This is a genomic window from Devosia lacusdianchii, assembly GCF_022429625.1.
GTDB lineage: Bacteria > Pseudomonadota > Alphaproteobacteria > Rhizobiales > Devosiaceae > Devosia > Devosia lacusdianchii.
Genome location: NZ_CP092483.1, coordinates 363,896 through 390,101, shown reverse-complemented (window position 1 = coordinate 390,101; position 26,206 = coordinate 363,896). Strand labels below are relative to the sequence as shown.

The window sequence follows — 26,206 nt, the reverse complement described above, 5'->3', positions numbered from 1 at the left end:
AGTCTTTTCCCTATGTCCGAAGAAACGCCCTCGACCGACCGGTTCAGCCACGATGCCGGCATTCTGGCGCAGGCGCTGCCCTATATGCAGCGCTACGAAGGCAAGACCGTCGTGGTGAAATACGGTGGCCACGCCATGGGCGACGCCAAGCTCGGCCAGGCCTTTGCGCGCGATATCGCGCTGCTCAAGCAGTCCAAGGTTAATCCGATCGTGGTGCATGGCGGCGGACCGCAGATCGCGTCCATGCTCAAAAATCTGGGCATCGAATCCAAATTCGAGGGCGGCCTGCGCGTGACCGATGCGCGGACGATGGAAATCGTCGAGATGGTCCTGGCCGGTTCGATCAACAAGGAAATCGTGGCGCTGATCAATGCCGAGGGTGAATGGGCCATCGGCCTTTGCGGCAAGGACGGCAACATGGTCTTCGCCAGGAAGGCCGTAAAGACCGTCAAGGACCCGACCTCCAATATCGAAAAGGTCCTCGATCTCGGTTTCGTCGGCGAGCCGGTCGAAGTCGACCGCACGCTGCTCGACCTGCTAGCCCGGTCCGAGATGATCCCCGTCATCGCCCCGGTCGCCCCGGGCCGTGATGGCAATACCTACAATATCAACGCCGATACCTTTGCCGGCGCTATCGCCGGCTCGCTCGGCGCCAAGCGCCTACTGTTCCTCACCGACGTGCCGGGCGTGCTCGACAAGAACGGCAAGCTCATTCCCGAGCTTTCCGTGCGCGAGGCCAAGGAACTGATCGCCGACGGAACGATCTCCGGCGGCATGATTCCCAAGGTCGAGACCTGTCTCGAGGCGCTCGAAAACGGCGTCGAGGGCGTCGTCATCCTCAACGGCAAATCGCCGCATGTGGTGCTGGTGGAACTGTTTACCGAGTTCGGCGCCGGAACGCTTATCGTTCGTTAAGGCGTTGACGCTTCGCTAACCATGCGCCACACCTCGGTCGATTTGACCGGTGTGTGGCGCATTTGGCATAGCTCGGTCTGGATAAGTCGTGGCAAATTTTAGCCATCAGGTTGCGGGGTTTTTTGTCATGCGTTCAGAAATGAAATTTGCGGCGGTGACCGCTATTGCGGTGCTCGGTTCGACGGCTGCCGCACAGGCTCAATCGATGGTGGCGCCAGTCGTCACCAATCAGATGTACCAGCCGATCTCCTCGACCTGGGACGGTTTCTATCTCGGCGCGCAGGGCAGCCTCGTCGCGACCAAGACGCACGAGATCGGCGGCGTGGTCGGCGTCGAGCAGCTCTTCGGCGACATTGGCGGCAGCGCCGGCGTTTTCGCCGGCTATCGCTACCAGCTGCATGATTGGTTCGTGCTCGGCATCGACGCCGAAGTGAACAATGTGGCGACCGAATATCTGTGGAACGCGGTCAACTACGGCGCCATCAAGTGGGATGCCGCCGTCCGTGCCACGCTGGGCTATCCCGTGGCGCCGAATGTGCTGGCCTATGGCACAGTGGGCTATTCCTGGGCGCATTTCGACCTCAGCCCCGGCTATGGCAATGCCGCCGCGAACTATACGGCGGGCGGCATCCAGCTTGGCCTCGGCGTCGACATGATGGTGACGCAGAACATCATGGCGCGCCTCAACGCGACCTGGACGCATTACGGCGTCAACACCGTGCCGGTGCCCGGCGGCGGTACCAGCGAGCCCAGCGACGTCGTCGTGCGCGCGGGTCTGGGGTGGAAGTTCTGATCCATTCGATATCGAATCAAAAAAGGCCGCCCATTGGGCGGCCTCTTCTTTTGTGACTAGGCTTCGACCAGCACTGGCTGCACTGGCGCTCCATGCCCCTGGCCGCCCTTGGGCCCTTTGAAGAAGGGTGCCAGGACCAGCACGAGTGCGAAGCTGGCGACCACGTACCAGAGGGCCAGGCTCGAAGCGCCGGCAAAGGCCGCATGTGGCGTGCCGCCGCTGGCAAAGACGCTGCCCAGATTGCTGAAGAATATTTCGCCGATAATGGCGACGCCGAGCGCGCCGCCGACCTGCTGGAACGCCTGCAGCGCCCCCGAACCCGCACCGGCATCGCGCGACGGCACGTTGGCCAACACGAGCTGGAACAGCGCGGAGAACCCGAGGCCAAGGCCAATACCGGCGATGAGCAAAGGTGGCAGGAAGGCCCAGTGATCGATGCTGTCGGTAACACCGGCGATGTAGAAATGCAGCCAGCCGATGCCGATAACCAGCAACGTGCCCGACGTGGCCAGCCGCGACCGCAGGTAATGCGAACCAAAGCGACCGGCAATGAACGAAGCGATCAAGACGCCGACCGAGAAGGGCGTGTTGGTCAGGCCTGATTCCAGCGGCGTAAAGTCGAACCCGCCCTGTAGCAGCAACGAAATCACCATGAACATGCCGGGGATGCCCGAGGCGAACACGGTCATGACGAAAGCGCCGAACATGAACTGGCGGTTGGTAATGAGATCGAAGTTCAGCAATTGGGGCTGACCGGCGGCGGCACGGCTACGGGTCCACAACAGGAAGAGCGACAGCAGCACGAAGCCGGCGGCTATCATGCCAAAGGCCCAGAGCGGCCAGCCATAGGTGCGGCCTTCGATGATCGGGAAGACCACCGCCAGAATGCCGAGCCCGAACAGCACGATGCCAACATAGTCGTTGCGCAGGGCCGAATGGCCCGGCAGGCGGGGGATTAGGAACCAGCCCGCGATAACGGCACCAATGCCGATCGGGATGTTGACGAGGAAGATCGGCTGCCAATCCATGCCGAAGAGATTGGCTGAAACCAGCACGCCGCCCAGGATAGGGCCGCAGACCGACGCAAGACCGGCAGACAGGCCGAACAGGGAGAAGGCCTGGCCGCGTTCATGCGGCGGGAAGGTAACAGTCGCAATGGCCAGCACCTGCGGCGTCATCATGGCGCCTGCCAGGCCCTGGATAATGCGGGCGACGATGAGAAACTCGATATTGGGCGCAAGCCCGCACAGGGCCGAGGCGGCGGTGAAGCCGGCCACGCCCCAGAGAAACAGCGTCGTACGGCCGACGATATCGCCGAGCCGGCCGAACGGCAGCAGGCCGAGGGCGAAGGCCAGGATATAGGCAGCGATTACCCATTCGATCTGGCTATCGGTCGCGCCGAGGCCATCACGCATGGACGGCAGAGCGACGTTGACGATGGTCACATCGATCAAGTTCATGAAATTGGCGATGAGCAGGACGAACAGCGCCAGCCAACGGCGCGGATCGGGAGCGGCGGGCGCTCCGGGGTTGTGTGTATGGGCGGACATCGAACTATCCTTTTGGGGGAGCTATGAAAGCGCGCTCCAGTTCGCCCAGAACCTGGTCGATAGAAGCGCGGAATGAGGTCCACTGGCGCCAATAGTCAGAAAGGGCGCCTGTGGTGATGAGTGCGGCCGCAGACGGGTCAATGTCGCGACGGAACGAACCGTCTTCGACACCGAGACGAAAGATTTCGACGAATTGCAGCCGCCAGAAGTCGTAGAGGGGCGTCATAATCGAGGCGATCGCGGGGTCACGACGGGCCCGCTCGACCATTTCGGTCAGCACGATGATGAGCTCAGGCATATCCGCGACCGTCTCGCGGAAATCATCAAACTCGAGATGCAGCATTTCCAGCGCCGTCTTGCCGGTTCGGTCGTGCCGCAGGGCCTGCGCGCGAAAGTCAGCCCGAATGCTCTCGGCGACCAGAGTGATCAGCGCCTCCTTGGAAGGCACATGATAGTGCAGCGTCGCAATGTTGATGCCGACGCGCGCCGCAATATCGCGGGTCCGCAGGCCCTCGAGCCCCTTTTCAGCGATGATCGCACGGGCCGCCAAGGCAATGGCGATGCGACGGTCCTCACCGCTTTCACGCTTGCTGGTGGGAGGAATGTCGAGGGTCATGGGCGCGCCTTTCGCACGGTGCGAAGCGCATATAGCGCAGGCCGGAAAATCAATCAATCATTTGATTGAAACAAATTGGCCATGCGCCTGACGCGGGGCTTGGCGTAGTGCCGCGCACCAGATCTAGCGCGCGATTTCGGATGACGCGAAAACACGGCGCGCCGGACGCCGATCGTGACCTTGCCTGCGAGGAGAAACGATTCGACCTGGCGGTGCGCGACTTCGGCATACCCTCATCGACATCGCGCCGGGAGGCGCGCCTATTGGTCATCGCCGAACAGCGCAAGCAGGTGGATGGGCAGCTCGACGCAGCCCAAGGCTTCCCACAGTTCGACGATGCCAGGGTGCGCGGTCCCCTGGCTCCACCCATGGGTTACGCCCTGCTGGCGCCGCCTTGCCGACCGCGCACGGTGGCGGCCACTACGCCACGGCCGAGCCGGCGCCGCTGGCCCTGGGCCTCGATTGGCTCAAGGCGCGCGGCGTCTCGCCGGACCATCTGCGTTATCTGGAAATCTCGGGGGATGAAGGCGGCGCCAGCCTGCCCGCTGGCTCGATCGTCATTATCGACACCAACCAGGTCGCGCCGAAATCAGGCGCACACTTCGCCATGGATTTCGGCGGCGAGGCACAACTGCGCCGGCTGATCCGCACGCGCAGCGGCCAGCTCGAGCTGACCCATGTCAACCCGGCCTAGCCGAGCGAGACCGTGGCCTCCGCGGACGAGGCCCCGATCATGGGCACGGCGTTGTTCCACCTGTCGGCGCAGCCGCGCTAGGCCGGCTGGGTTGCGGCAGGTGCGAGCCTGCCGGATCGAGACCGGCGCCAGATCTCGGCAAAGACCGCGACGCAGATCGCGCCGACGGTGGCCAGCACCCATAGCGACGGCTTGGGACCGAGCGCGCCGAGCGCCACCGAGAGTGCGAAGGGCGCCGCCGCGGAGAGGCACAGCCGGCCCAGGCTGATCCAGCCCAGCCGCTTGCCGAAGCCCGCTTTGCCGAACAGGGCCAGCGGCAATGTTCCCGCTACAATGCTGAACAATCCGGTCCCCAGGCCGAAGATGATCGCGAAGGCGACAGCGCCGGGCAGCGCCGGCGTGGTCAAGACCAGGACGACCAGGGCGGCGGGCATCATGGTGGCCGAGACCACGGCCAGGATCGGCGCCGGCAGCTCCTTGCCGAACGCCATGTTGATGAGGCGGCTGGCGACCTGCGCCGGTCCGAACAGCGAGGCGACCACGACGCCGCTGGCGCCCAGCCCGAGCAGACCCAGCATGGGTACGATGTGGAACAGGATGGCCGCCGATACGAAGCCGGCGAGCGAGAAGCCGATCACGACCAGGACGAAAATGACGTCACCCCCTGCCTTGGCGAGAGGCTCGATCGGCGCCGGCTCGCTGGGCCGTGCCGCGGCGATGCGGGCGAACCGCGTGAGCCACAGATGCAGCGGCAGGCAGATCAGCAGGTTGAGGCCCGCGAACAGGAAGTAGACCTGGTGCCAGTCCATGCTCTGCAGCAACCAGCTGGTCAGCGGCCAGAAGATCGTCGAGGCAAACCCCGCGATCAGCGTCAAATAGGTGATGCTCCGCTGCGCCTGGCGGCCCGTCGCCTGCGCCAGCAGGGCGAAGGCCGTCGCATAAAGCACGAAGGACGAAGCCAGTTCGACCAGAACCACGCCGGCGAGAAAGGTGTAGGCATTGCCAGCCAGGCCGCAGACCGCCAAGGCGACGGCGGCGCCGATAGACCCCACGGACAGGACGCGCGCGGCGCCATGCTTGTCGGCGAGGCCGCCGGCATAGGGAGAAATCGCGCCGCCTGCCAAAAGGGCGAGCGACATGAAGCCATAGACCCATTCCACGGCCAGCTCGAACTCGGCGGCAATACCGGGAGCGAGGATGCTAAAGCTGTAGTAGAGCGTGCCGTAGCCGATGATCTGGGTGACGCCGAGCGCCCAGATGGCCGCGGCATTGGACGTGGTGGCGGTCATGTGCTGTCAGATCGCCTTGAGGCCGACCCGCTCCTCGAGTTTGGCCGCGGCCTCTTTGCGTTCGCTGTAGCGTGAGGTGAGGTAGCCGGAGACGCCACGGTTGATCAGCGTGAACTTCACCAGCTCTTCCATGACGTCGACCACCCTATCGTAGAAGGATGACGGTTTCATGCGGCCATCCGCCTCGAACTCCTGAAAGGCCTTGGCGACAGAACTCTGGTTCGGGATGGTGACCATGCGCATCCAGCGCCCAAGGATGCGCATCTGGTTGACCGCATTGAACGACTGCGAGCCGCCCGAAACCTGCATCACTGCCAGGGTGCGCCCCTGCGTCGGCCGGATGGCGCCACCGGGCAGCGGAATCCAGTCGATCTGGGCCTTGAGCACCGAACTCATCGCCCCATGCCGTTCCGGGCTCGTCCATACTTGTCCCTCCGACCACAGCATGGCAGCGCGAAGCTCCTGCACCTTGGGATGGTCGTCGGGTGCATCGCCGGGCAGGGGCAGGCCATGGGGATGGAAGACGCGGACCTCGGCGCCGAACGCTTCCAGCAATCTTGCCGCTTCAAGCGTCAGCAGGTGGCTGTAAGAGCGCTCCCGCAGCGAGCCATAGAGCATCAGGATGCGCGGCTTGTGCTCCAGCCTTGGCGCAACGAGCCGCTCAAAATCGGGAACCTGGAAGGCGGTGGGAACGGCATTGGGCAAATCAGACACGGCGCTTCCCCTCGGTGTCGATGATGACCTCGCCGTCCTCCTTGACGAAGGGGCCGATGTCAGGGTTTTCGAGGATATCGAGCACCAGTTCGGACGGCCGGCACAGGCGCGTGCCGAGCGGCGTCACGACAAATGGCCGGTTGAGCAGGATGGGGTGGGCCTCGATGGCGTCGAGCAGCGCATCGTCGGTCAGCGACGGATCGCCCAGGCCCAGCTCGGCGAAAGGGGTGTCCTTCTGCCGGATTGCCTGGCGCAGCGAAAGGCCCGCACCCGATACCAGCGCGACGATGCGGTCACGGCTTGGCGGCGTCTTCAGGTACTCGACGACTTCTGGCTCGACGCCGCTCTGCCGGATCATGGCCAGGGTGTTGCGGGAGGTGCCGCAATCGGGGTTGTGGTAGATGGTAACGCTCATGAAGGGTCTTCCGGATTGAGGGGGAGGTCGTCGCCGGTGGACCCGGCAAGCAGCCAGGTCATCAGCGCCAGCGCCACCAGTGCGCCGGCGATCTGGGCAAGGATGAAGCCCGGCAGGTCGAGGGGACGAATGCCGGAAAAGGTATCGGTGAAGGCGCGGGCAATGGCCACGGCCGGATTGGCGAAGGACGTCGACGCCGTGAACCAATAGGCAGCGGTTATGTAGAGACCGACCAGCATCGGCACGGCCCGGCGCTCGAAGCGGAGGCCGGCAAGGATGGTGGCCACGAGTCCGAAAGCCGCGACGCCCTCGGAGAACCATTGGGCGCCACCGGTCCGGATCGTGGTCGATGCCTGCAGCAGCGGCAGCGCGAACATGGCGTGCGCCGCCACCGCGCCTAGTACTCCGCCAATGATCTGGACCATCGCGTAGAGCCCGGCCGCGTGACCAGGCAGCTCGCGGCGCAGGGCGAAGACCAGCGAGACGACAGGGTTGAAATGGGCGCCTGAAATCGGCCCCAGGGTGGTGATCAGCACCACCAGCACGGCACCGGTGGCAATGGTGTTTGCCAGCAGGGCCAGCGCGACGTCGGTGGTCAAGGTTTCGGCCATGATGCCCGAGCCCACGACGGCGGCCACAAGGAGGCCGGTGCCGAGGGCTTCGGCAACGAGACGGCGCGGCAGGTCGATCATCTAGATTGCCTTGGTGAGGAGGTCAGCGCTGGTGCAGATCGAGGCGGCTTGCCGCGTCGTCAGGATCGCGGCCGGGGCAGTGCCGCGCTCGATCCTGACGAAGCCGAGATGTTCGAAAAAGCCGGCTGCGGACGTGGTCAGCAGGTAGGCCCGCTTTCCGCCCGCCGCGCCGATTTCTCCCAGCATGGCCTCGGCCACGGCACGACCGTGCCCCTGACCGCGCCGCGCCGGCGGGACCACGACCGAGCGAAGCAAGGCATCCTCGCCATAGAGTTCGAAACCGCCATAGCCCAGCACGAGGCCGTCGCGCTCGACCCTGAAGAAGGCCCGCCCTGGATCGGCGATATCCCCGGTGGGAAGGTCCGCAGCCGCCAGGGCGGCCAGCAGGCCCTCATCGCTTGCCGCAACGGGTACCGCGGCAAACATCAGGCGACGTTCGACGACTTGGTGGTCGTGCCATCCATGGCGCCGATACCTTCGAGCTTGGAGTTGAGCGCCATGCGATCGATGCTGGCGAGCGGCAGATTGATGAAAGCGCCAATGCGGTTGCGCAGGTAGCGCAGCGCGTCCTCGAAGGCGGCGCGTTGCTTGAATTCGGGCCCTTCCACCGCGGCGGGGTCTTCGATTCCCCAGTGCGCCGTCATCGGCTGGCCGGGCCAGATCGGACAGGTTTCGCCGGCGGCGTTGTCGCAGACGGTGAAGATGAAATCCATCTTGGGGGCGCCGGGCACCGCGAATTCGTCCCAGGCTTTGGAGCGAAGGCCATCGACGGGGATACCGACCTTGGCCAGGGTCTCGAGCGTCATCGGATGCACCGCCCCTTTGGGGGTCGAGCCCGCCGAATAGGCGCGGAAGCGACCTTGACCGACATGGTTGAGAACAGCCTCGCCCAGGATGGAGCGGGCCGAATTGCCGGTGCAGAGGAACAGAACGTTATAGACACGGTCATCAGCAAGCACAGGCGGTCTCCTTCTGGGCTGGGTTACACTGATTGGCAAGGGCGGCGGCAGGCGCGCAGATCTCGGGATGACCCGAGCAGCAATCGCGCATCAGGAACTCCACCAGGGCGCCAAGCCCCTCGAAGTTCGCGGTGTAGATGATCGAGCGGGATTCACGCCGCGAGGCGATCAACCCGGCCCGCTCCAGATGGGCAAGGTGGAAGGAAGCCCCCGAGGAGGAGGCGCCAACGGCCTCGCCGACAGCACCGGCCGACAATCCGTCAGGCCCGGCCTGCACCAGAATGCGCACCATGCGGAGGCGTGTTTCCTGCGACAGCGCACCAAACGCATCGAGGGCTTGCGGTTCGTCCAATTTCATCTCAATATCTCAAGGATCATTGAATCAATGGATATCGCAACATGACCGCGCATGCAACTATCCCTTACATCGAAGTCGAATCCTCGCTGGCTGCCGTGCTGGCCCGTCTCGAGGGCCATGACCTGCTGCCGCTGGCGATCGAATATGACGGCCGGGCCGTCCAGGCCGGCTACCATGTCACCGAAGTCAAGGCCGGCTCGTTCGTGACCCTCGATTGCGGTGGCAATCCCGATGCCTGGCAGGAGACCGTCCTGCAGGTCGAGGACATCCCCGCCCAGCAGGGTCGGGCCATGATGACCGCCGGAAAATTCCGTTCGATCCTAGCGCAGGTGGACAAGAAGGTCCGTCTCGACCACGACGCGCGCCTCACCATCGAGATTGGCCGCCCCGGCGAGGCCATGCGCGTCTTCGATATCGCGGACCTGTCCATCCAGGACGACCGTGCAACGCTGGCATTGGGCGTTCGCGCCGCCATCTGCAAGCCACGCCACCGGGCCCAGCAGGCCGAGGCTGCCGCGTGCTGCTCGCCATCGGCGGCCAGCGCCGGGTGCTGCTGATCGCGCCTCACCAGTTCCACCCTCGCGAGGCCTGCCTGGCGCCAAAAGCCCGGCGCAGCGGCTGAAACCGCGAGGGTGGAACGGGCTGCCATCAGGCACCACCCCGTTCCACCCTCGCGGCGATCAAAGGCGGTTCACGCGGTCTTCAACCTACCCTCAACCCGCCCAAAACCCCATCCGAACTGACGCATCCCCCCAAATCCCGCCAAATCCCACCCATTCCCACAACCACCCGTTCCGTCGCGTTACATGTAGCGCGCGATTTCGGACGCGGACCGTGACCTGGCCTGGCCTGGCCTGGCCTGGCCTGGCCTGCGAGGAGAAGCGATTCGACCTGGCCGCGCGCGAATTCGGCATCCCTTCGTCGGGGTCTCGCCGCGAAGCACGCCTATTGGTCATCGCCGAGCAGCGCGCCGAACTGGATGCGAGGCTGGCGGCCGCCCATCGGCTACTCAGTTTGAGGATGCCTGGGCACCCGGACCTGTCGCGCCGCCAATGGGTTTCGCACTGATCGCACCGCTGCTGCCCAGGGCCCATTTTTCTGGCAGCGGCTACTACGCCACGGCGGAGCCGGCCCCTGTGGCACTGGCCAGCGACTGGCTCAAGGCGCGCGGGGTTGCCGCCGACCATCTGCGCTATCTGGAGATCACGGGCGATGAAGGCGCGGCAGCCTGCCGGCCGGCTCGCTGGTCTTCGTCGATGCCAGCCAAACCTCGCCGAAGTCAGGCATGCTCTTTGCAGTAAACTACGGCGGCGAGGCGCAGCTTCGTCGCTTGGTACGGACACGCGACGGCAGGTTCGAACTTGCCCACATCAACCCCGCCTGGCCCACCGAAATCATAGCGGAGCCCGCCGACGCACTCATCATGGGACGGGCTTTATTCCACCTTTCTGCCCGAATGCCCTGACCGGCCCATCGCCAAAAAGTGCCCCGCCGAAGCAGGGCCATTGGACAGTGCAGGGCCAGGTCGAAGGGCCTTGCAGTCGCTTTCTTCTGGTTACGCCGCGAGTTCGATGCGCAGCGGGAATGCGCCGGCGGCCAGTAAAGGGTCGAAGCCGTTGTCGAACCGGCCAAGCCTGATCAATCCCTTGGAGTAGCGATAGCCGGAATAGAACAGCGCCAGATTGCCCCATGGCGCGAAATAGCAGAGGTCGCCGGGTTGTTCGTTGCCGAATGGCCCGCTCCCGTCCTCGGTAAGTTTGCGGGGCAAGTAGGCGATCTTCTCGTTGTGGGCATAGCTGTCTATGGTCAAGTCGAGCGGGAGCATGGAGGCGAAGTCTCGCGCGGATGGATTGTCATAGAGCGTCGCGATCATCGTCGCGCCGTTGAAGGTCATCTGGATTTTCATCTCACTGGGCTCCTGACTGGCCGGGTCCCCCCAGTCCTGGGCGAGGGCGACATTGGGCAACACAGCTACGGCGAACACTCCCTTGAGGACCATGCGTCGACCGAGCAGTGGCCTTGCTTCATTCATGGAGAGGACTCCTTGGTGGGACTGGGCAATGCACCGCTACGGCGTCATGACGGGGTTCCTCGGTAACAGCCGCCGACCGCACATTGGCGGGATGGTCGGCGAAGCCACCGACAATGCTGATAGCCAGCCAATCGAAATGGGCCGCGATCCCACCGCCGAATGTGCGGTGCCACAGTTTCCTCCGGGTCATGGTTTCTGTCTGCGCGCCCGTCATGCGAATTGCTCACCGGACCGCGGCTTCAATCGTGCCGCGACGACGGCAAGGCCGGAGGACGCGCACAGCAGGACCGCGGCAAAGGCGAATGCGCTCCACCAGCCGGCGGTATCGAACAGCGCGCCGCCAATCGCAGCGCCAAGGGTGATGGCAAGCTGGATGGTGGCGACCTGCAGGCCGCCACCAGCCTCCGCATCGTTTGGCAGATACCGGCTGAGCCAAGTTCCCCAGCCAACCGGTGCAGCAGTGCCGAAAAAGCCCCATGCAACCAGCGCGATGCCGGTGACGATCGCGGAGGTTCCAAAGGCGATCAGCGCCAGCGCTAGCACGGCCATGACCAGCGGGATGGTGGCGACGATGCTGAACAGACGCGTCTCGAGTAATCGGCTGACAATGTAGGTGCCGGCGACCCCGGCCAACCCCATCAACAGCAGCAACAACGACAGGATCGAGATTGACACCTGCGTTACCGATTCAAGGAATGGCCGCAGATAGGTGAATAGCGCGAACTGGCCCATGAACAGCAACATGATCGACGCCATGCCGAGGGCGACCTGCGGGCGCGCCAGCAGCCGAAACACGTTGGGCGAACCTTCATTCCGGCGGGGTGGCAAGGACGGCAGGCGGGCCCATTGCCAACCCAGCGCCAGTAGCGCCAAGGGCACCACGAAGAAGAAGGCGCCGCGCCAGCCAATATACTCGCCGAGCAGGCTGCCAAGCGGCGCCGAGATGGTTGCAGCGATGGCATTGCCCGCGTTGAGTATAGCAAGGCCTCTGGGCACGAACTGAGACGGCAGCAGGCGCATGACGATTGCCGTCGACATGGACCAGAATCCGCCAATGGCGACGCCCAGCAAGGCGCGGCCGGCCATCAACACCGTGTAGTTCGGCGCAAATGTTACGATCGTGCCCGATAGCACCAGGCAAGCCGAGAACGACAGCAGTACGAGGCGGCGGTCCAGCCGGCGTGTGAGACCCGAAATGAACAGGCTTGTCAGCACGGCAAAGACGCCGGAGATCGAGATCGCTTGCCCCGTCTGCCCCTCGGTAACGCCAAGCTCCGCCGCGATCGGCGTGAGCAGGCTCACCGGCATGAATTCGGAGGCGATAAGCACGGCCACGCAGAGGGCCATCGAGAGGATGGCTCCCCAGGGGGCAGGGTTGCGCAACATGTGGGTGTCGGCCGAAGCCATGGTGTCTGTCATCATGGGCGGCAAGATAGGCCATTGCTTCTTCGACGATTAGACGCTGCAATCCGCAAGGACCTATCGGCCAGCGATATGAATGAAGGGATTGCCCCATGAGACGAGAAGACCTGACCGACATGCTATGGTTTCTCGCGGTGGCCGAGGAGGGCAGCTTCACCAAGGCGGCTGCCAGGCTTGGCACGTCGCAACCGACCCTCAGCCACACGATCAAGCAGCTTGAGGCGCGTATGGGTCTGCGGCTGCTGACCCGGACCACGCGCAGCGTATCGCCCACGGAGGCGGGCGAGCGGCTGTTGCGCTCGCTGGCACCCCGTATTGCCGAGCTCGAAACGGACATCGATGCATTGATGGCGATGCGGGACACGCCATCGGGGACGGTGCGGATTACCCTGTCGGACCACGCTCTGCAGAGCGTGGTCTGGCCCAAGCTCCGGCCGGTGATGGGCGCCTATCCCGATATCAAAGTGGAACTCAACAGCGACAACGGCTTCCGCAACATTGTCGAAGAACGGTTCGATGCCGGCGTGCGCCTGGGCGAAAGCCTCGACAAGGACATGATCGCCGTTCGTATTGGACCAGACTGGCGATTGGTGGCGGTTGGGTCGGCAGCATATTTTGCCATTCACGGCACGCCGCACCATCCCCAGGAACTGGTCAGCCACAATTGCATCAATCAGCGGCAGATCAGGTCGGGAGGGCTTTATGCCTGGGAGTTCGAAAAGGATGGCAGGGCCCTGAAGGTTCGCGTCGACGGCCAGTTCACCTTCAACACCTCCTACGCACAAATCGACGCGGCAGCGGAGGGTTACGGCATTGCCTACCTGCCGGAGAACCTGGTCGAAGCCGACATCGCCTCCGGTCGCCTAGTCCAGGTCCTCGATGACTGGTCGCCATTTTTCGACGGCTACTATCTCTACTACCCCAGCCGGCGACAAAACTCCCCGGCGTTTTCCATCATCGTCAACGCCTTGCGGGTCTAGGGCGACGGCCAGGCCAGAAGGCGGCTATTGCCGCCGCAGGGTAGCCAGGCGAAATGGTGCTAATGGGCCGTGCGCTCCGTTCCACCCTCTCAGTTGTGCCACGAGGTTGAAATCCCGCATTCCGGCCTCGCGGGCGGGGTGGAACACACTGACGCCACACCTCGTCCCGTTCCACCCTCTGCCGCTAAAAGACCAGTTTTTGCGCCCGTTCAACCCCGCCGAAACCCACCACCAACTCACCCGAACCGACGCATCCCCCCAAATCCCGCCTATTCCCACAGCCACCCGTTCTGTCGCGTTACACCAGAGCAAGTGAAGGAAATTACCCAGGAGGTAGGTGACAGCTCATCGTTCGGTGTCGCAATTGTTGGATGTGCCCAAGGGGACCAATCAATGCCGGAGGCATGCCGACGTGTCGTTGCGCAATTTTTACCTGATCATGAGCGTCGCGGGCACCGTCATTCCTTGGGCTTTCTTCGCTTCATTCTTTGCTTCCCATGGGCCAAACCTACCGTTCTTCATTGCCAACTTATTCGCGAACGGGGCGGCCGGCGGCTTTTCGATCGACGTCATGATATCGATCGCGGTCTTCTGGATCTGGTCGTTCGCGGACGCTGGAAAGAACCACCTGAGGCGGTGGTGGCTGGTGATCCCGGCCGGTTTTTTCGTCGGCCTGTCGCTCGCAATGCCGCTCTATTTCTACCTGCAGGCCGCGGCCAGGGACAAAGAAAACCCCAGCGCGGCACCTGCCGGCGGCTGAGGTTTCATTCATGCGTCCGAACGCGGAACAGGCTATAGACTCTCACGGAGCAGATCAGCGCCGCGTCAGTTCGATGACCGGGATCGTCTCGCGCGTGGTGCGCTCCTGATATTCGGCGAACTGAGGGAAACGCCGAGCCTGCTCTGCGTAGATTCCATCGCGTTCTTCGCCCTCCACCACACGCGCCCGAACCGGCACCCGCTCGATGGTCGTGCCGTCGCCAATCTCGATGTCGATATCGGGGTTAGCGATGAGGTTGTGCAACCAGGCGGGGTTGTTGGCCGCACCGCCGTTTGACGCGAAAATGTGCCACGGGCCGTCATTCTGCTGGCGCAGATACATGAGCGGCTGGAGCCGCTTTTGGCCAGATTTAGCGCCGATCGAATGCAACAGTAGAACCGGTGCATTCTTGAAATAGCCGCCGGGTTGGCCGCCATTCTGTTTGAAGTCGGCGATAACCTGATCGTTGAAGTCGCTCATGAGTTTGTCCTTGTCTGTGACCCGCGGAACCCATGAGGTAGGTTTCGGTTCGCCATGCGGCAAGGTCAAAACCTACTGCTGCGGGCAGCGATAGTGCTACTGCTCGTAGTAGGGCGAGGTACCGCCGAGGCTGCCATTGGTGTGCTCGATCAACAAGTTGCAGAGGCAGGCTTCGTCGGTGCAGGCGTCGCGGTCGGCAATGAAGCTGTCGTCGCGCGGTGGGTCCTCGTGATTGAGTTCGGTCCCGGTTGCGTTCTCGTAGGAATAGACCCACGCCATGTCGTCCAGCCGCCCCATGCGCCACAGGTCGCCATTCGCCTCGTAGGCGGAATCGCACATCAGCACATGGGCGGGAATGGTGGGGGCGTCGCAGCTGATATCGGACAATATGGTGGAATAGGAGAGCTCAAGCTCGGCAATGCGGCCTTGAACCGCCGACAGATCGACGCCACAGGACTGCGCGAAGGCCATCTGGGGAAAGATGACCAGGAGCAAGGTCAGGGGTAAGCGCATCGGAATTCCTATCGATGAGAAGCGTTTGGGGTCGAAGACGGCGTGAGATTAGCGCCCCGAGGTCGGATCCGGCCAGCCGGACCTGATACCGGTACATCAAAACTTGCCCCGTTTGCCGTGCACCCTGGTCGCGCCGTCCGTCCATATGCCGGATTGACAAAATCATGCGCTGGGCGTCCATCGGCGGCGCAATGCCGGAGTGCCCAAATGCAGGATTATGTCCGCCGCATCCTTACCTCATCGGTCTATGAAGCGGCCGAGGAAACCCCGCTCGAGAAGATGAACCTGCTCTCGGCGCGCCTGGGCGCCGAAGTGTTGCTCAAGCGCGAGGACATGCAGCCGGTCTTCTCCTTCAAGATCCGTGGCGCTCACAACCGCATCGCCCAGCTCACCGCCGAAGAGCGTGCGCGCGGCGTGATTTGCGCTTCGGCCGGCAACCATGCCCAGGGCGTCGCCCTGTCCGCGACCCGGCTCGGCATGCGCGCGGTCATCGTCATGCCGACCACGACACCGGTGATCAAGATCGGCGCGGTGCGGCGCCTGGGCGGGGAGGTCGTGCTGTTCGGCGACGGTTTTGACGCCGCGCGGGCCCATGCGGCCGAGTTGGCGGAGAAGCACGGCTATGTCGTCGTGCACCCGTTCGACGACCCCGATGTCATTGCCGGCCAGGGCACGATCGGCATGGAGTTGCTGCGCCAGCATCCGGGCGATATCGGCGCCATCTATGTCCCCGTGGGGGGCGGCGGGCTGGCCGCCGGCATTGCCGCCTTCGTCAAGTTTCTGCGTCCCGAGATAAGAGTTATCGGCGTCGAGCCGGAGGAGGCGGCCAGCATGAAGGCCGCGATCGCCGCAGGCCATCCGGTGGCGCTCGACCAGGTGGGGCTCTTTGCCGATGGCGTGGCCGTGCGGCAGGTGGGCGTCGAAACCTTCCGTATCTGCCGCGAACTGCTCGACGACATCGTCACTGTCACCGCCGACGAAATCTGCGCTGCGATCAAGGACATCTTCGATGATATGCGCGCCATCGCGGAGCCTGCTGGCGCACTGGCGCTGGCTGGCCTGCGCCGGCAGGTGGAGCGGGGCGAAGCGCCTGCGGGCGCGCTGATCGCCATCAATTCGGGCGCCAATGTCAATTTCGACCGGTTGCGCTATGTGGCCGAGCGCGCCGAGATCGGCGAGCGGGCCGAGGCACTGCTGGCGGTCGAAATTCCCGAAAGGCCAGGCAGCTATCGGGCCTTCATCCGCCTCCTGGGACAGCGCTCGATCACCGAGTTCAACTATCGCTTTGCCCATGGCGCAACGGCCAAGATTTTCGTCGGCGTCAAGCTGACGCGCGGTGACGCCGAGAAGCATGAAATCATCTCGCTGCTGCAGGACCATGGCCTCAAGGTCATCGACCTCACCGACAACGAAGTGGCCAAGCTCCATGTGCGCTACATGGTGGGCGGGCGGGTGAACGACCTGACCGACGAAGTGGTCTACCGCTTCCAGTTCCCCGAGCGCCCGGGCGCCCTGCTCAAATTCCTCGAAGGGCTCAATGACGAATGGAACATCTCGCTGTTCCATTACCGCAACCACGGCGCCGATTACGGACGGGTGCTGGTCGGTGTGCAGGTGCCGCAAGCGACACGTGCCGATTTCATCGCCCATATCGATGCGGTGGGTTTCCCCTATTGGGATGAGACCGCCAACCCGGCCTATCGGCAGTTTCTCGATCACGACCGCAGCGCCTGATAGGAACCGTCACAACACTGTTGCCGACGTTATGATGCAATAAACCGACAATAAATCGAACGAGCCAATTTGTGGCCAGAATCTATTGCAATTCAACGCTCAAGGGGCCATCTGCCACGGCACGCCCCCGTTCTACTTGTGGAACGCCCTGCCCCGACAATCAAACAACAATATGCCGGAGATGACGATGAGGACCACCAAGACTGCCGTGATGATGCTGCTGGCCACGACCGCAACGGTCGGCGCGATCCAGTCTGCCAGCGCTCTGGAAGCCCAGGCCTTCGTCGATCGCGTTGCCGAAGTCTACAAGACCATCGGCTACGACTTCAAATTCGGTGCGGCGACCCTTGATGGCGACACCATCACCGTCGACGGCGTGACCGTTGCCCTGATCGGTGCTCCCGAAGCGGATATGGAGCCGATGACCTTCGACACCGAGATCACCTTCTCAGGCGTCACCGAGCTGCCTGACGGTGGTTACAAGGCCGCTTCGGTCACCATTCCCGATGTCGATACCGATTTTGCCGCGGAGCCGGCCGGCCACGTCACCCTGTCCGACGTCCGCGTCGACGGTCTCTACGTTCCGGGCGGCGAGACCGTACCGGCTGTCGCGATCCTGCAGCTTTGGCAGTCCTTCAGCACCGGCGCTCTCTCGATCACCCGCGACGGCCAGGAAGTCATCGCGCTCGAATCGATGGAAGCCAGCAGCACCTTCAATCCCGAGCAGGGCAGCAGCGACCTCGTCGACCTGACCTCGGTCCTGTCGATCAATGGTATTTCGGTCGATCTCTCGACCGTCAGCGAAGAGGACCCCTCGGCTGGCGCTGTCATCGAGGCGCTTGGCCTAACCTCCATCTCCGGCGACATCACCCAGGACATGAGCTGGTCGATGGCCGATGGGCACCTGACGGTCAGTGAGTTCCTGTTCGACTTTGCCGATGTTGCCGCGCTCAATATCACCGGCGAGGTCACCGGCCTCACCCCCGATGTGCTCGATCAGATCTACGCCATGCAGGCGGCCATGGCGGAGTCCGCCGGTACCTCGGGCGAGCTGACCGAGGAACAGGCCCAGGCGCAGATGATGCAGGGCATGGCCATCATGCAGGGCGTCTCCATCGTCGGCGCCAATGTGCGCTATGACGACGCCTCGCTGGCCGGCAAGCTGCTCGACTTCTTCGCGGCCCAGTCCGGTACCGACCGCGCCGGGTTCGTGGAGGGCCTCAAGGCCAGCCTGCCGGCAATGATCGCCCAGTCCGGCGTTCCGGCGCTCAACGACGTCGTCGTGCCGCCGGTGTCTGAATTCCTGGACGACCCGCAGAGCCTCGAAGTCAAGGTTGCCCCGCCCTCGCCCACCTCGCTGCTGGTGCTGATGGCCGCCGCGGCCAACCCGGCTGGCTTGATCACGGCGCTGGGCCTGGCAGTGGAAGCCAATACCGCCGCTGAGTAACATTATCAGGGAACGGCGTTCGCGCCGTTCCCGCACTCGTTAGATGAAACCTTCAACCTTTTGAGGCATGATGGGGCGATGAACGATCTCTCGCCGCCTGCCGTCCGCAGCCTCAGCCACATCACCGATTGGGTGTTCGATCTCGACAACACCCTCTACCCGCGCACCTGCAATCTGTTCGCCCAGATCGATCTCAGGATCACCAATTATGTGATGGACCTGACCAAGCTCGAGTTCCAGGCGGCCCGCGATCTGCAGAAGACCTATTATCGCGACTTCGGCACCACGCTGAACGGTTTGATGCACCAGCACGAGGTCGACCCCGACCACTTCCTCAACACCGTGCATGCTATCGATTATTCGCCCGTCGATGCCCATCCAGACCTGGTTGACGCCATACGTGCCCTGCCCGGCCGCAAGTTCATCCTCACCAATGGCGATACCGGCCATGCCCGCGCAGTGCTGGCGCGCCTTGGCGGCGCGGACCTTTTCGAGCATGTGCACGATATCCGCGCCATGACCTACGTGCCCAAGCCGCACCGAGAAGCCTATGACGGCTTTTTCGCTCTCCACGGCATCGACCCGACCCGCGCGGTGATGTTCGACGATCTGGAAAAGAATCTGGTCGTGCCTCATGACGTTGGCATGTCGACGGTGCAGGTCGTCGCCAGCGCCGATTTCGCGCATGAGCAGGTCGAGGCGTGGGAACTGGGCCGGGCCGCCGGCCCGCATGTACATCACATCACGGACGACCTGGCGAAATTCCTGCGCGAGCGGCCGTAGCCGCCCAGCTACATGCTGTTGATATGCAGGATGTTGCCATCAGGATCCTTGAGCCAGACGGCCTTGAACTCGCCGCTGGAATGGATGCCGTCCTTATAGGCCATCCCCATGTCGGGATAATGCTCGAACGTCACGCCCCGCGAAGCCAGGTCCGCGACGATGGCCTCGATGTCGCTGGCGCCGTCCCACACGACGGCATTGGCCTTGTTGGTGCCGGCGTAGTCTGAGACATAAACCGCCAGCGTGGTCTTGCCGGTCTTGAACTCCAAGACGTTGTCGTCACCCCTGACCAGTTCCAGGCCGAGCTTGTTGGCATAGAAGTCGCGGGCCCGCGCCAGATCCTTCACAGCGACGATCGGCGCTGAATCCTTGTCCTTGAGCATATTGGCTTCCTTTCGCATCTATGGTTGCAACGCCGCAGCCGACGCCTGGTTCAATGACGCTCGGCGCCTGGCTTTACAGACACCCGGACAAGACGTATTAGCGTTATCTCCATCGGCGCCTGCCGATAGATGAGGGCGGTCGCGGAGCCGCAAAAAATCAGGGACACGATCATGGAATATCGTCGCTTGGGCAAATCTGGCCTCAAGGTCAGCGAGCTGTCGCTCGGAAGCTGGGTCACCTTCTCCAAACAGGTGGACGAAAAGGAAGCCATGGCGCTGATGGGCCTGGCCTATGACGAGGGCGTCAATTTCTTCGACAATGCCGAAGGCTACGAGGCAGGCGAATCGGAAGCCCTGATGGGCGCTGCGCTCAAGAAGCTCGCCTGGAGCCGCGACAGCTACGCCGTCTCCTCCAAGGTCTTCTGGGGCGGCACCAAGCCGACGCAGAAGGGCCTGTCGCGCAAGCACGTCACCGAAGCGGCGCATGCCGCGCTCAAGCGGCTGCAGGTCGACTATCTCGATCTCTACTTCTGCCACCGCCCCGACATCGATACTCCGATCGAGGAAACCGTCTGGGCGATGCACAACCTCATCACCCAGGGCAAGGTGCTGTATTGGGGCACGTCCGAGTGGAACGCCCAGCAGCTCACCGAGGCCTGGGCCTTCGCGCGGGCCAACAACCTCATCGGCCCGCAGATGGAGCAGCCGCAATACAACCTGTTCGTCCGCGAAAAGGTCGAGCACGACTATCTGCCGCTCTATGACCTCATGGGTCTGGGCACCACGATCTGGTCGCCCCTGGCTTCCGGCGCCCTGACCGGCAAGTATAATGACGGCATTCCAGCCGACAGCCGCATGAACCTGCCGGGCTACGAGTGGCTCAAGAAGGAATGGACCAGCGAAGCCGGCAAGGCCAAGCTCGAAAAGATCGCCCAGCTCGCCAAACTGGCCAAGGAGATCGGCCTGCCAGTGCACCACCTGGCTTTGCTCTGGTGCCTCGCCAACCCGCATGTCTCGACGGTCATCCTGGGCGCGTCCAAGAAGGCCCAGCTCGAGGACAATCTGTCGGCTCTCAAGTCCAAGGCCAAGCTGACGCCCGACGTCATCGAGAAGATCGAAGCCATCATGGGCAACAAGCCCAAGGCCTTCGAGCGGTACTAGCTGCGATTCACCCTACCCACAATCGCTGCCCGCGGACTTGATCCGCGGGTCGCCCTCAGCGCGGCACAAGTGGCCAGAGACCCCCGGATCAAGTCCGCGGGAAGCGCCGTAGGAAGCTGGATACACCTCGGCCAATCCTTACGACTCAGTAACTTCCCCCCTCCTTCGCCCACCGCTATCATGCTGGTATGACCGACCTTCCCGGGCGCCGACCGCCGCCCACGCCTGACAAGGCCCCCACGTTTCGCGAGCGCATCGACAATCTCCGTCATCTTGGACGGCTGGTGGCGCAGATCTGGCGGACCAGCCGGCCGCTGACGGCGGCCAGTATCGGATTGCGACTCGTGTCCTCGTTGCAGCCGATCGCCATGCTCTATGTGGGCAAGCTGATCATCGACGAGGTCGTGCGACTGACCGGAATCGTCCCACCCGGGCCAGGTTTCTGGGATTGGTGGAATAGCGGGGTGCTTTCCACCGTGCTCGTGTTGCTGGCGATCGAGCTGGCATTGGTCGTTGTCTCGGACCTGCTGGCCCGCGCCACTGGGCTGGTGGATTCGGTGCTTTCCGAGTTGCATTCGAATACCGTCAGCGTCGAACTCATGGCCCATGCCGCCAAGCTCGACCTGATGCACTTCGAATCGGCCGAGTATCAGGACCGGCTCGAACGGGCGCGGCGACAGGCGGCAGGGCGCAATGCGCTGCTCAGCCAGATGTTCGGCCAGGCGCAGGACATCATTACCGTCATCACCCTGGGCGCCGGCCTCTTCGTCTACGCGCCCTGGCTGATCCTGCTGCTGCCACTGTCATTCGTGCCGGCCATCTGGGGCGAAACCCGCTTCAATACGCTGGCCTATTTCATGAGCCGCTGGCGCACGCCGGAGCGGCGGGAGCTCGAATATATCCGCTATATCGGCGCCAGCGCCGAGACCGCCAAGGAGCTCAAACTGTTTGGGCTGGGCGATTTCCTCATCGGCCGCTTCAAGCAACTCGCGCACACCATCTATCTCGAAAACCGCACGCTATCGACGCAGCGCGCGGCCTGGGGCGCGCTGTTCTCGTCGATTTCGACGCTGACTTATTACGGCGCCTATGGCTTCATCGTCTGGCGGACCATTACCGGCGACTTCTCCATCGGCGACCTGGCCTTCCTCTCAGGCTCGTTCCTGCGACTCAATGGGCTGTTCCAGAAAATCCTCCTCGGCTTCACCCAGATCGCCGGGCAGTCGATGTATCTCGATGACCTGTTTTCGTTCTTCGAGATCGAGCCGACCATCCTGTCGCCAATCGATCCCAAGCCGTTCCCGCAGCCAATCCGGCAAGGCATCGTGTTTGACAATGTCGGCTTCCGCTATCCTGATGCCGAAGGCTGGGCCATCCGGCATCTGAGCTTCACCCTGCAGGCCGGCGAAACGCTGGCGCTCGTGGGCGAAAATGGCGCCGGTAAGACGACAATCGTCAAGCTCTTGACCCGGCTCTATGACCCCGACGAGGGCCGCATCACCATAGACGGGATCGACCTACGAGCGCTCGATGTCGCTGACATTCACGCCCATATCGGCGTCATCTTTCAGGATTTCATCCGCTACAGCCTCACTGCGCGGGAAAATATCGGCGTCGGTCGCATTGAGGATAGCGGCGACATGGTCCGCATCGAGGACGCCGCCGAACGCAGCCTCGCCGACGCGGTGATCGCGAAACTGCCGCTGGGCTACGACCAGCAACTCGGCCGCCTGTTCAAGAAGGGGCGCGATCTCAGCGGCGGCGAATGGCAGAAGGTGGCCATCGCCCGCGCCTATATGCGCGACGCCGACCTCATCATCCTCGACGAGCCGACAGCTGCGCTCGACGCCAAGGCGGAAGCCGAGGTGTTCAGCCGGTTCAAGAGTCTGGCTGCCGGCAAGACCGCCGTCATCATCTCGCACCGCTTCTCGACCGTGCGCATGGCCGATCGCATCCTGGTGCTCGAAAATGGCGGCATCCTCGAATCGGGTTCACATGAGGAGCTGCGGGCGCTGCGGGGCCGTTATGCAGAACTCTTCGAGCTGCAGGCCGCTGGCTATCGCTAGGCGGGGCTGGCGCGCCGTGTCGAAGCGGCCTACCTCTTGAGCCAGCAAGCCCTGAGAGACAGCACGTGACCCTTCCCAGCGACGCCCAGATCGCCGTCATCGCCGAGACCTATCGCCTGCTGGGCGACCCCACCCGCCTGCGCGTGCTGCTGGCCTGCCTGTCCGAACCGATCGCCGTCGGCGATATCGCCAAGGCCGTTGCCGCCTCGCCGTCGCTTGTCAGCCACCATCTGCGTCTGCTGCGGGCCGCGCGGCTGGTGCGGGGAACGCGGCGCAACAAACAGGTGTTTTACGAAGCAGCGGACGAGCACATCGCCCGCATGCTTGCAGACATGATCGAGCACGCCATGGAGGGCCGTAGCGACGACAGCGACACGTGACCGCACGACGACCACTCCATAAGGCTTGAAATTCAACATATGAACATGTATTCATATGAAGGTGATATGGATGGAGTACGATTGTGGCGACCGGTAGCAGGGACCAAAGCAGCCTGGCCCATGGCAATGACCATGCGGGGCACGAGCATGAAGAGCATGATCACGACCATTCAGGGCACGATCATGCCGAGCCCGGTCACAAGCACGACGATCACAGCGACCACGACCATTCCGGCCACGACCACAGCCATGCCCCCAAGGTCAGCGCCAGCAATGAGAAGTTGGTGCTGATCGGCTTCTTGCTGACTGCGGGCTTCATGGGCGCCGAAGTGGTGGGCGGGGTGCTCTCGGGTTCACTGGCCCTTATCGCCGACGCCGGCCACATGTTCACCGATGCGGCCGCTCTGCTGCTATCCTGGGCCGCCTTCCGCTTCGGCCGGCGCGCTTCGGATGGTCAGCGTACGTTTGGCTATATGCGGCTCGAAGTGGTCGCCGGCCTGATCAATGCGGTCACCCTGTTCCTGGTAGCCGGCTGGATCATCTATGAGGCGGCCCAGCGCCTGTTCAACCCATCGGAGGTGTTGGCCGGCCCGATGTTCATCGTCGCGGTGCTGGGTCTGCTGGTCAATATCGCCGTCTTCCTGATCCTGTCGCGAGGCGACAAGGAGCATGTCAATATTCGGGGTGCCTTGCTCCATGTCATGGGCGACCTGCTGGGATCAGTCGCCGCCATCACCGCCGCCATCGTCATCTGGCTGACCGGGTGGATGCCAATCGACCCGATCCTATCGGTACTGGTCTCGGTGCTGATCCTGCGCGCTGCCTGGCGCCTGTTCCGCGGCTCACTGCACATCCTGATGGAAGGCACGCCGGGTAACGTCATCATCGAGGATTTGAGCAAGGCACTGGTCGCCAAGGTGCCCGGCCTCAAGGCGGTCGGACATGTGCACGTATGGTCGATCACCTCGGGCAAGCCGGTGGCGACGCTCGAGATCGCGCTATCGCCCGGCGCCGATGCCGGCGCGGTGACACAGGCGGTCAAGGCTGCGCTGATGGCCGATTACAGTATCTCCCATTCGACCATCGAGATTGTGTGGAACGATGGTGGACCGAACTGCGCCATGGCTCCCGAGGCCATTCCCTAGCGGTGGATCGGCTCCTTTCGGTGCCAGTTGTCCAGCTTGCGCGCCCCGCTATGGGGCCGCATCGCCCACTCGATGCCATTGCCGATGACCGTGTGCACCATCGGGTTGTGATAGATCGGAAACGTCTCGTGCCCGGGCGAGAAGTAGAAGATGCGGCCCAGCCCGCGATAGAAGGTGAGGCCTGAGCGGAACACTTCGCCGCCCCTGTACCAGCTCATGAAGATGATCTCGTCAGCGGCCGGAATGTCGAAGGGCTCGCCATACATTTCGGATTGCGGAATCTCGAAGAAAGGCGGCAGGCCCTCGGCGATCGGGTGATTGGGATTGGTGACCCAGACGCGCTCGAGATCGCCCTCGGGCAGTTCGCGCCAGGCCAGGTTGCAATTGGTGCCCATCATGCGGCGGAACATCTTGGAGTGGTGGCCCGAATGCAGCACCACAAGGCCCATGCCGGCGAGGACCCGCTGCTGCACCCGGTCGATGATCTCGTCTCTGACCTCGTCATGGGCCACGTGCCCCCACCAGGTCAGCACGTCGGTACGATCGAGCAGTTCCTGGGTCAGGCCCTGTTCCGGGTCGTCTATTGAGCGCCGCTCGATGGTGAAGTCACGATCCCTAAGGCCGGCGGCTATGGCGCCGTCCATTCCATCGGGATAGATCCTGGCCACCGGGGGATCATTCTTCTCGTGGCGGCCTTCGTTCCAGATGGTCAGGCGAATAGTCACGCTCCGTCTCCTAGCAAGGCGATCAGCTTAAATGGCGGCCGACTGATTAGCGGCGCTATGATGTACACGTTTACATTTTTTCGACAAGATGCAGTCGCATTGGTTCCGGATCTTTTTGCCTGACCGTCGTTTTCGCGTTTGCGACGTATTATTCCGTGATGTACACGTTGCCGCAAATCGGAGGAGATCAGCATGGTTTTGCGACTGGGAGTCATCGGGGCCGGCCTCAAGGCGGCGGATTACGCCAAGGGCTGGGCAGCCATGGACGACGTCAGGATCGTCGCCTCGGCCGAAGTCAGCATCGTCTCGCGGCAGCGGTTCGGCGACACCTGCGAAGCCGCCGGCGCGGCGCGGCCGGCCGAGTATCCTGACGCCGATGCCATGCTGAAGGCGATGCAGGGACAGATGGACGCGGTCTATGTGTCGACCCCCCATGTCTTCCACGGCGCCAACGCTTTGGCCGTGATCGAAGCGGGCTATGACCTGCTGCTGGAAAAGCCGATGGTGACCACCGTCGATGAAGCGCTGGCGCTCGCCGAAGCCGAGAAACGCACGGGGCGGACCATTGTCATCGCCTTCCAGGGTGGCCTGTCCCCGCTTGTCCACGATACCAAGGAACGCGCTCGCCGCGGCGATTTCGGCGACCTCGTCACCGTCAACGCCTCGATCTGGGAAGGCTGGGCCAAGCAATATGCCGGGCAGTGGAAGCAGCAGCCCGAAATTTCGGGTGGCGGCTTTATGTTCGACACCGGCGCCCACATGATGAACACTGTCTGCGTGCTCGCCGATGCCGAATTCGAACGCCTCTCCGCTTTCGCCAACAATCGCGGCCTCAAGGTTGACCTCGTGACCGCCGTTGCCGCCCGTCTCAGCAACGGGGCTCTCGTGACCTTCAACGCCGCCGGTGAAGGCCCTCCGGGCTGCGCTTCGGCCATCACCGTCTTTTATTCCAAGGCGATCGTGCGCATCGATGCCTGGGGCAAGTGGCGCGAGGTGATGATCGAGGGGGTTGCCGAGCCGCGCGAAGAGATGGAAATCCGCGACACGCCGATGCACACGTTCCAAGCGGTTCGCGACGGCAGGCTGGCCAACCCGTCGACCGTCGCCAATGGCCTGCGCTTTGCCCGGCTGTGGGACGCGATCAAGGCATCGGCCTCTCGCGATGGCGAACCAATTGCGATAGAGGTTGCGGCGTCCTGA

The 26,206-nt window shown here is 63.3% G+C and carries 31 protein-coding genes; 16 read left to right on the top strand and 15 right to left on the bottom strand.

The window, feature by feature from the left end:
* Positions 1 to 12: 12 nt before the first annotated feature.
* Both argB and MF606_RS01940 read left to right on the top strand, forming a co-directional pair.
* The gene (argB, locus tag MF606_RS01945; protein WP_240231890.1) at positions 13 to 915 is read left to right on the top strand and encodes an acetylglutamate kinase; all 903 of its coding nucleotides are present in this window, start codon (positions 13 to 15) and stop codon (positions 913 to 915) included.
* Between the two features lie 139 nt (positions 916 to 1,054).
* Complete coding sequence (locus MF606_RS01940; RefSeq protein WP_240231888.1) at positions 1,055 to 1,708, top strand: outer membrane protein; 654 nt, start codon at positions 1,055 to 1,057, stop codon at positions 1,706 to 1,708.
* Between the two features lie 56 nt (positions 1,709 to 1,764).
* Here the strand turns inward: MF606_RS01940 and MF606_RS01935 are convergent, their stop codons facing one another.
* Both MF606_RS01935 and MF606_RS01930 read right to left on the bottom strand, forming a co-directional pair.
* Positions 1,765 to 3,258: a DHA2 family efflux MFS transporter permease subunit gene (locus tag MF606_RS01935; RefSeq protein ID WP_240231886.1), complete on the bottom strand. Its 1,494-nt coding sequence runs from the start codon at positions 3,256 to 3,258 to the stop codon at positions 1,765 to 1,767.
* 4 nt (positions 3,259 to 3,262) lie between these two features.
* Positions 3,263 to 3,874, bottom strand: a complete 612-nt coding sequence (locus tag MF606_RS01930; protein ID WP_240231885.1) for a TetR/AcrR family transcriptional regulator — start codon at positions 3,872 to 3,874, stop codon at positions 3,263 to 3,265.
* 394 nt (positions 3,875 to 4,268) lie between these two features.
* On the opposite strand from MF606_RS01930, the gene MF606_RS01925 reads away from it, so the two are divergent.
* The gene (locus MF606_RS01925) at positions 4,269 to 4,568 is read left to right on the top strand and encodes a S24 family peptidase (protein ID WP_240231884.1); all 300 of its coding nucleotides are present in this window, start codon (positions 4,269 to 4,271) and stop codon (positions 4,566 to 4,568) included.
* A 77-nt stretch (positions 4,569 to 4,645) separates the two neighbouring features.
* On the opposite strand, the gene arsK is transcribed toward MF606_RS01925, so the two are convergent.
* Genes arsK through MF606_RS01890 form a run of 7 tightly spaced genes read right to left on the bottom strand, consistent with a single transcriptional unit; the run spans position 4,646 to position 8,989 of the window.
* Positions 4,646 to 5,857 carry an arsenite efflux MFS transporter ArsK gene (arsK, locus tag MF606_RS01920; protein ID WP_240231883.1) on the bottom strand — a complete coding sequence of 404 codons (1,212 nt, stop codon included), beginning with the start codon at positions 5,855 to 5,857 and terminating at the stop codon, positions 4,646 to 4,648.
* A 6-nt stretch (positions 5,858 to 5,863) separates the two neighbouring features.
* Positions 5,864 to 6,571 carry an arsenical resistance protein ArsH gene (gene arsH, locus MF606_RS01915; protein ID WP_240231881.1) on the bottom strand — a complete coding sequence of 236 codons (708 nt, stop codon included), beginning with the start codon at positions 6,569 to 6,571 and terminating at the stop codon, positions 5,864 to 5,866.
* The gene (gene arsC, locus MF606_RS01910; protein ID WP_240231880.1) at positions 6,564 to 6,986 is read right to left on the bottom strand and encodes an arsenate reductase (glutaredoxin); all 423 of its coding nucleotides are present in this window, start codon (positions 6,984 to 6,986) and stop codon (positions 6,564 to 6,566) included. Before arsC ends, arsH begins: the two co-directional genes overlap by 8 nt.
* A complete protein-coding gene (locus tag MF606_RS01905) occupies positions 6,983 to 7,678 on the bottom strand; it encodes an aquaporin (RefSeq protein WP_240231879.1) in 696 nt (231 codons plus the stop codon). The genes arsC and MF606_RS01905 overlap by 4 nt, the downstream gene beginning before the upstream one ends.
* A complete protein-coding gene (arsN2, locus tag MF606_RS01900; protein WP_240231878.1) occupies positions 7,679 to 8,104 on the bottom strand; it encodes an arsenic resistance N-acetyltransferase ArsN2 in 426 nt (141 codons plus the stop codon).
* Positions 8,104 to 8,637: an arsenate reductase ArsC gene (locus MF606_RS01895; protein ID WP_240231875.1), complete on the bottom strand. Its 534-nt coding sequence runs from the start codon at positions 8,635 to 8,637 to the stop codon at positions 8,104 to 8,106. The genes arsN2 and MF606_RS01895 overlap by 1 nt, the downstream gene beginning before the upstream one ends.
* Complete coding sequence (locus tag MF606_RS01890) at positions 8,627 to 8,989, bottom strand: ArsR/SmtB family transcription factor (protein WP_240233929.1); 363 nt, start codon at positions 8,987 to 8,989, stop codon at positions 8,627 to 8,629. The genes MF606_RS01895 and MF606_RS01890 overlap by 11 nt, the downstream gene beginning before the upstream one ends.
* Positions 8,990 to 9,036: 47 nt before the next feature.
* Here MF606_RS01890 and MF606_RS01885 point away from each other — a divergent pair, with 47 nt between their 5' ends.
* The 3 genes from MF606_RS01885 to MF606_RS21705 all read left to right on the top strand — a co-directional run bounded on the left by MF606_RS01885 (position 9,037) and on the right by MF606_RS21705 (position 10,460).
* On the top strand, positions 9,037 to 9,552 hold the full coding sequence (locus MF606_RS01885; RefSeq protein ID WP_240231873.1) for a DUF6428 family protein: 516 nt from the start codon (positions 9,037 to 9,039) through the stop codon (positions 9,550 to 9,552).
* A gap of 495 nt (positions 9,553 to 10,047) precedes the next feature.
* Positions 10,048 to 10,296 carry a hypothetical protein gene (locus MF606_RS01880; RefSeq protein ID WP_240231871.1) on the top strand — a complete coding sequence of 83 codons (249 nt, stop codon included), beginning with the start codon at positions 10,048 to 10,050 and terminating at the stop codon, positions 10,294 to 10,296.
* Complete coding sequence (locus MF606_RS21705) at positions 10,281 to 10,460, top strand: hypothetical protein (protein WP_420842235.1); 180 nt, start codon at positions 10,281 to 10,283, stop codon at positions 10,458 to 10,460. The genes MF606_RS01880 and MF606_RS21705 overlap by 16 nt, the downstream gene beginning before the upstream one ends.
* 90 nt (positions 10,461 to 10,550) lie before the next feature.
* Here MF606_RS21705 and MF606_RS01875 read toward each other — a convergent pair whose 3' ends face one another.
* Both MF606_RS01875 and MF606_RS01870 read right to left on the bottom strand, forming a co-directional pair.
* Positions 10,551 to 11,027: a cyclophilin-like fold protein gene (locus tag MF606_RS01875; RefSeq protein WP_240231869.1), complete on the bottom strand. Its 477-nt coding sequence runs from the start codon at positions 11,025 to 11,027 to the stop codon at positions 10,551 to 10,553.
* Between the two features lie 210 nt (positions 11,028 to 11,237).
* A complete protein-coding gene (locus MF606_RS01870; RefSeq protein WP_420842234.1) occupies positions 11,238 to 12,434 on the bottom strand; it encodes an MFS transporter in 1,197 nt (398 codons plus the stop codon).
* Between the two features lie 107 nt (positions 12,435 to 12,541).
* On the opposite strand from MF606_RS01870, the gene MF606_RS01865 reads away from it, so the two are divergent.
* Both MF606_RS01865 and MF606_RS01860 read left to right on the top strand, forming a co-directional pair.
* Positions 12,542 to 13,429 carry a LysR family transcriptional regulator gene (locus MF606_RS01865; RefSeq protein ID WP_240231867.1) on the top strand — a complete coding sequence of 296 codons (888 nt, stop codon included), beginning with the start codon at positions 12,542 to 12,544 and terminating at the stop codon, positions 13,427 to 13,429.
* A gap of 337 nt (positions 13,430 to 13,766) precedes the next feature.
* A complete protein-coding gene (locus tag MF606_RS01860) occupies positions 13,767 to 14,189 on the top strand; it encodes a DUF2834 domain-containing protein (protein WP_240231865.1) in 423 nt (140 codons plus the stop codon).
* 54 nt (positions 14,190 to 14,243) lie between these two features.
* Here the strand turns inward: MF606_RS01860 and MF606_RS01855 are convergent, their stop codons facing one another.
* The gene (locus tag MF606_RS01855) at positions 14,244 to 14,669 is read right to left on the bottom strand and encodes a nitroreductase family deazaflavin-dependent oxidoreductase (RefSeq protein WP_240231864.1); all 426 of its coding nucleotides are present in this window, start codon (positions 14,667 to 14,669) and stop codon (positions 14,244 to 14,246) included.
* Positions 14,670 to 14,765: 96 nt separating this feature from the next.
* Positions 14,766 to 15,182: a hypothetical protein gene (locus MF606_RS01850; protein ID WP_240231863.1), complete on the bottom strand. Its 417-nt coding sequence runs from the start codon at positions 15,180 to 15,182 to the stop codon at positions 14,766 to 14,768.
* Positions 15,183 to 15,224: 42 nt separating this feature from the next.
* On the opposite strand from MF606_RS01850, the gene ilvA reads away from it, so the two are divergent.
* From ilvA to MF606_RS01835, 3 genes are all read left to right on the top strand, one after another.
* Complete coding sequence (ilvA, locus tag MF606_RS01845) at positions 15,225 to 16,916, top strand: threonine ammonia-lyase, biosynthetic (protein ID WP_420842233.1); 1,692 nt, start codon at positions 15,225 to 15,227, stop codon at positions 16,914 to 16,916.
* 187 nt (positions 16,917 to 17,103) lie between these two features.
* Positions 17,104 to 18,363: a hypothetical protein gene (locus MF606_RS01840; protein WP_240231861.1), complete on the top strand. Its 1,260-nt coding sequence runs from the start codon at positions 17,104 to 17,106 to the stop codon at positions 18,361 to 18,363.
* Positions 18,364 to 18,441: 78 nt separating this feature from the next.
* A complete protein-coding gene (locus MF606_RS01835) occupies positions 18,442 to 19,146 on the top strand; it encodes a pyrimidine 5'-nucleotidase (protein WP_240231860.1) in 705 nt (234 codons plus the stop codon).
* An 8-nt stretch (positions 19,147 to 19,154) separates the two neighbouring features.
* Here MF606_RS01835 and MF606_RS01830 read toward each other — a convergent pair whose 3' ends face one another.
* Entirely contained in the window at positions 19,155 to 19,529 is a 375-nt protein-coding gene (locus MF606_RS01830; RefSeq protein WP_240231859.1) for a VOC family protein, read from the bottom strand.
* A 171-nt stretch (positions 19,530 to 19,700) separates the two neighbouring features.
* On the opposite strand from MF606_RS01830, the gene MF606_RS01825 reads away from it, so the two are divergent.
* From MF606_RS01825 to MF606_RS01810, 4 genes are all read left to right on the top strand, one after another.
* Positions 19,701 to 20,690 (top strand): potassium channel beta subunit family protein, encoded by a 990-nt coding sequence (locus MF606_RS01825; RefSeq protein WP_240231858.1) that lies wholly within the window; start codon positions 19,701 to 19,703, stop codon positions 20,688 to 20,690.
* A gap of 188 nt (positions 20,691 to 20,878) precedes the next feature.
* The gene (locus MF606_RS01820) at positions 20,879 to 22,756 is read left to right on the top strand and encodes an ABC transporter ATP-binding protein (protein WP_240231856.1); all 1,878 of its coding nucleotides are present in this window, start codon (positions 20,879 to 20,881) and stop codon (positions 22,754 to 22,756) included.
* Between the two features lie 65 nt (positions 22,757 to 22,821).
* Positions 22,822 to 23,136, top strand: a complete 315-nt coding sequence (locus tag MF606_RS01815) for an ArsR/SmtB family transcription factor (protein WP_240231854.1) — start codon at positions 22,822 to 22,824, stop codon at positions 23,134 to 23,136.
* Positions 23,137 to 23,219: 83 nt separating this feature from the next.
* The gene (locus MF606_RS01810; protein ID WP_240231847.1) at positions 23,220 to 24,281 is read left to right on the top strand and encodes a cation diffusion facilitator family transporter; all 1,062 of its coding nucleotides are present in this window, start codon (positions 23,220 to 23,222) and stop codon (positions 24,279 to 24,281) included.
* On the opposite strand, the gene MF606_RS01805 is transcribed toward MF606_RS01810, so the two are convergent.
* Positions 24,278 to 25,006, bottom strand: coding sequence for a ThuA domain-containing protein (locus MF606_RS01805; protein WP_240231846.1), 729 nt, complete (start codon positions 25,004 to 25,006; stop codon positions 24,278 to 24,280). The genes MF606_RS01810 and MF606_RS01805 overlap by 4 nt on opposite strands.
* Positions 25,007 to 25,192: 186 nt before the next feature.
* Between MF606_RS01805 and MF606_RS01800 the strand changes: the two genes are divergently transcribed.
* On the top strand, positions 25,193 to 26,206 hold the full coding sequence (locus MF606_RS01800) for a Gfo/Idh/MocA family protein (RefSeq protein ID WP_240233927.1): 1,014 nt from the start codon (positions 25,193 to 25,195) through the stop codon (positions 26,204 to 26,206).

What these genes read in the sequence shown, in the direction of transcription:
- argB (WP_240231890.1), top strand. Translation starts at nt 13, where the DNA reads ATGTCCGAAGAAACGCCCTCGACCGACCGGTTCAGCCACGATGCCGGC.
- MF606_RS01940 (WP_240231888.1), top strand. Translation starts at nt 1,055, where the DNA reads ATGAAATTTGCGGCGGTGACCGCTATTGCGGTGCTCGGTTCGACGGCT.
- MF606_RS01935 (WP_240231886.1), bottom strand. Translation starts at nt 3,258, where the DNA reads ATGTCCGCCCATACACACAACCCCGGAGCGCCCGCCGCTCCCGATCCG.
- MF606_RS01930 (WP_240231885.1), bottom strand. Translation starts at nt 3,874, where the DNA reads ATGACCCTCGACATTCCTCCCACCAGCAAGCGTGAAAGCGGTGAGGAC.
- arsK (WP_240231883.1), bottom strand. Translation starts at nt 5,857, where the DNA reads ATGACCGCCACCACGTCCAATGCCGCGGCCATCTGGGCGCTCGGCGTC.
- arsC (WP_240231880.1), bottom strand. Translation starts at nt 6,986, where the DNA reads ATGAGCGTTACCATCTACCACAACCCCGATTGCGGCACCTCCCGCAAC.
- MF606_RS01905 (WP_240231879.1), bottom strand. Translation starts at nt 7,678, where the DNA reads ATGATCGACCTGCCGCGCCGTCTCGTTGCCGAAGCCCTCGGCACCGGC.
- arsN2 (WP_240231878.1), bottom strand. Translation starts at nt 8,104, where the DNA reads ATGTTTGCCGCGGTACCCGTTGCGGCAAGCGATGAGGGCCTGCTGGCC.
- MF606_RS01885 (WP_240231873.1), top strand. Translation starts at nt 9,037, where the DNA reads ATGACCGCGCATGCAACTATCCCTTACATCGAAGTCGAATCCTCGCTG.
- MF606_RS01880 (WP_240231871.1), top strand. Translation starts at nt 10,048, where the DNA reads ATGGGTTTCGCACTGATCGCACCGCTGCTGCCCAGGGCCCATTTTTCT.
- MF606_RS21705 (WP_420842235.1), top strand. Translation starts at nt 10,281, where the DNA reads ATGCTCTTTGCAGTAAACTACGGCGGCGAGGCGCAGCTTCGTCGCTTG.
- MF606_RS01875 (WP_240231869.1), bottom strand. Translation starts at nt 11,027, where the DNA reads ATGAATGAAGCAAGGCCACTGCTCGGTCGACGCATGGTCCTCAAGGGA.
- MF606_RS01870 (WP_420842234.1), bottom strand. Translation starts at nt 12,434, where the DNA reads ATGGCTTCGGCCGACACCCACATGTTGCGCAACCCTGCCCCCTGGGGA.
- MF606_RS01865 (WP_240231867.1), top strand. Translation starts at nt 12,542, where the DNA reads ATGAGACGAGAAGACCTGACCGACATGCTATGGTTTCTCGCGGTGGCC.
- MF606_RS01855 (WP_240231864.1), bottom strand. Translation starts at nt 14,669, where the DNA reads ATGAGCGACTTCAACGATCAGGTTATCGCCGACTTCAAACAGAATGGC.
- MF606_RS01850 (WP_240231863.1), bottom strand. Translation starts at nt 15,182, where the DNA reads ATGCGCTTACCCCTGACCTTGCTCCTGGTCATCTTTCCCCAGATGGCC.
- MF606_RS01840 (WP_240231861.1), top strand. Translation starts at nt 17,104, where the DNA reads ATGAGGACCACCAAGACTGCCGTGATGATGCTGCTGGCCACGACCGCA.
- MF606_RS01835 (WP_240231860.1), top strand. Translation starts at nt 18,442, where the DNA reads ATGAACGATCTCTCGCCGCCTGCCGTCCGCAGCCTCAGCCACATCACC.
- MF606_RS01830 (WP_240231859.1), bottom strand. Translation starts at nt 19,529, where the DNA reads ATGCTCAAGGACAAGGATTCAGCGCCGATCGTCGCTGTGAAGGATCTG.
- MF606_RS01825 (WP_240231858.1), top strand. Translation starts at nt 19,701, where the DNA reads ATGGAATATCGTCGCTTGGGCAAATCTGGCCTCAAGGTCAGCGAGCTG.
- MF606_RS01820 (WP_240231856.1), top strand. Translation starts at nt 20,879, where the DNA reads ATGACCGACCTTCCCGGGCGCCGACCGCCGCCCACGCCTGACAAGGCC.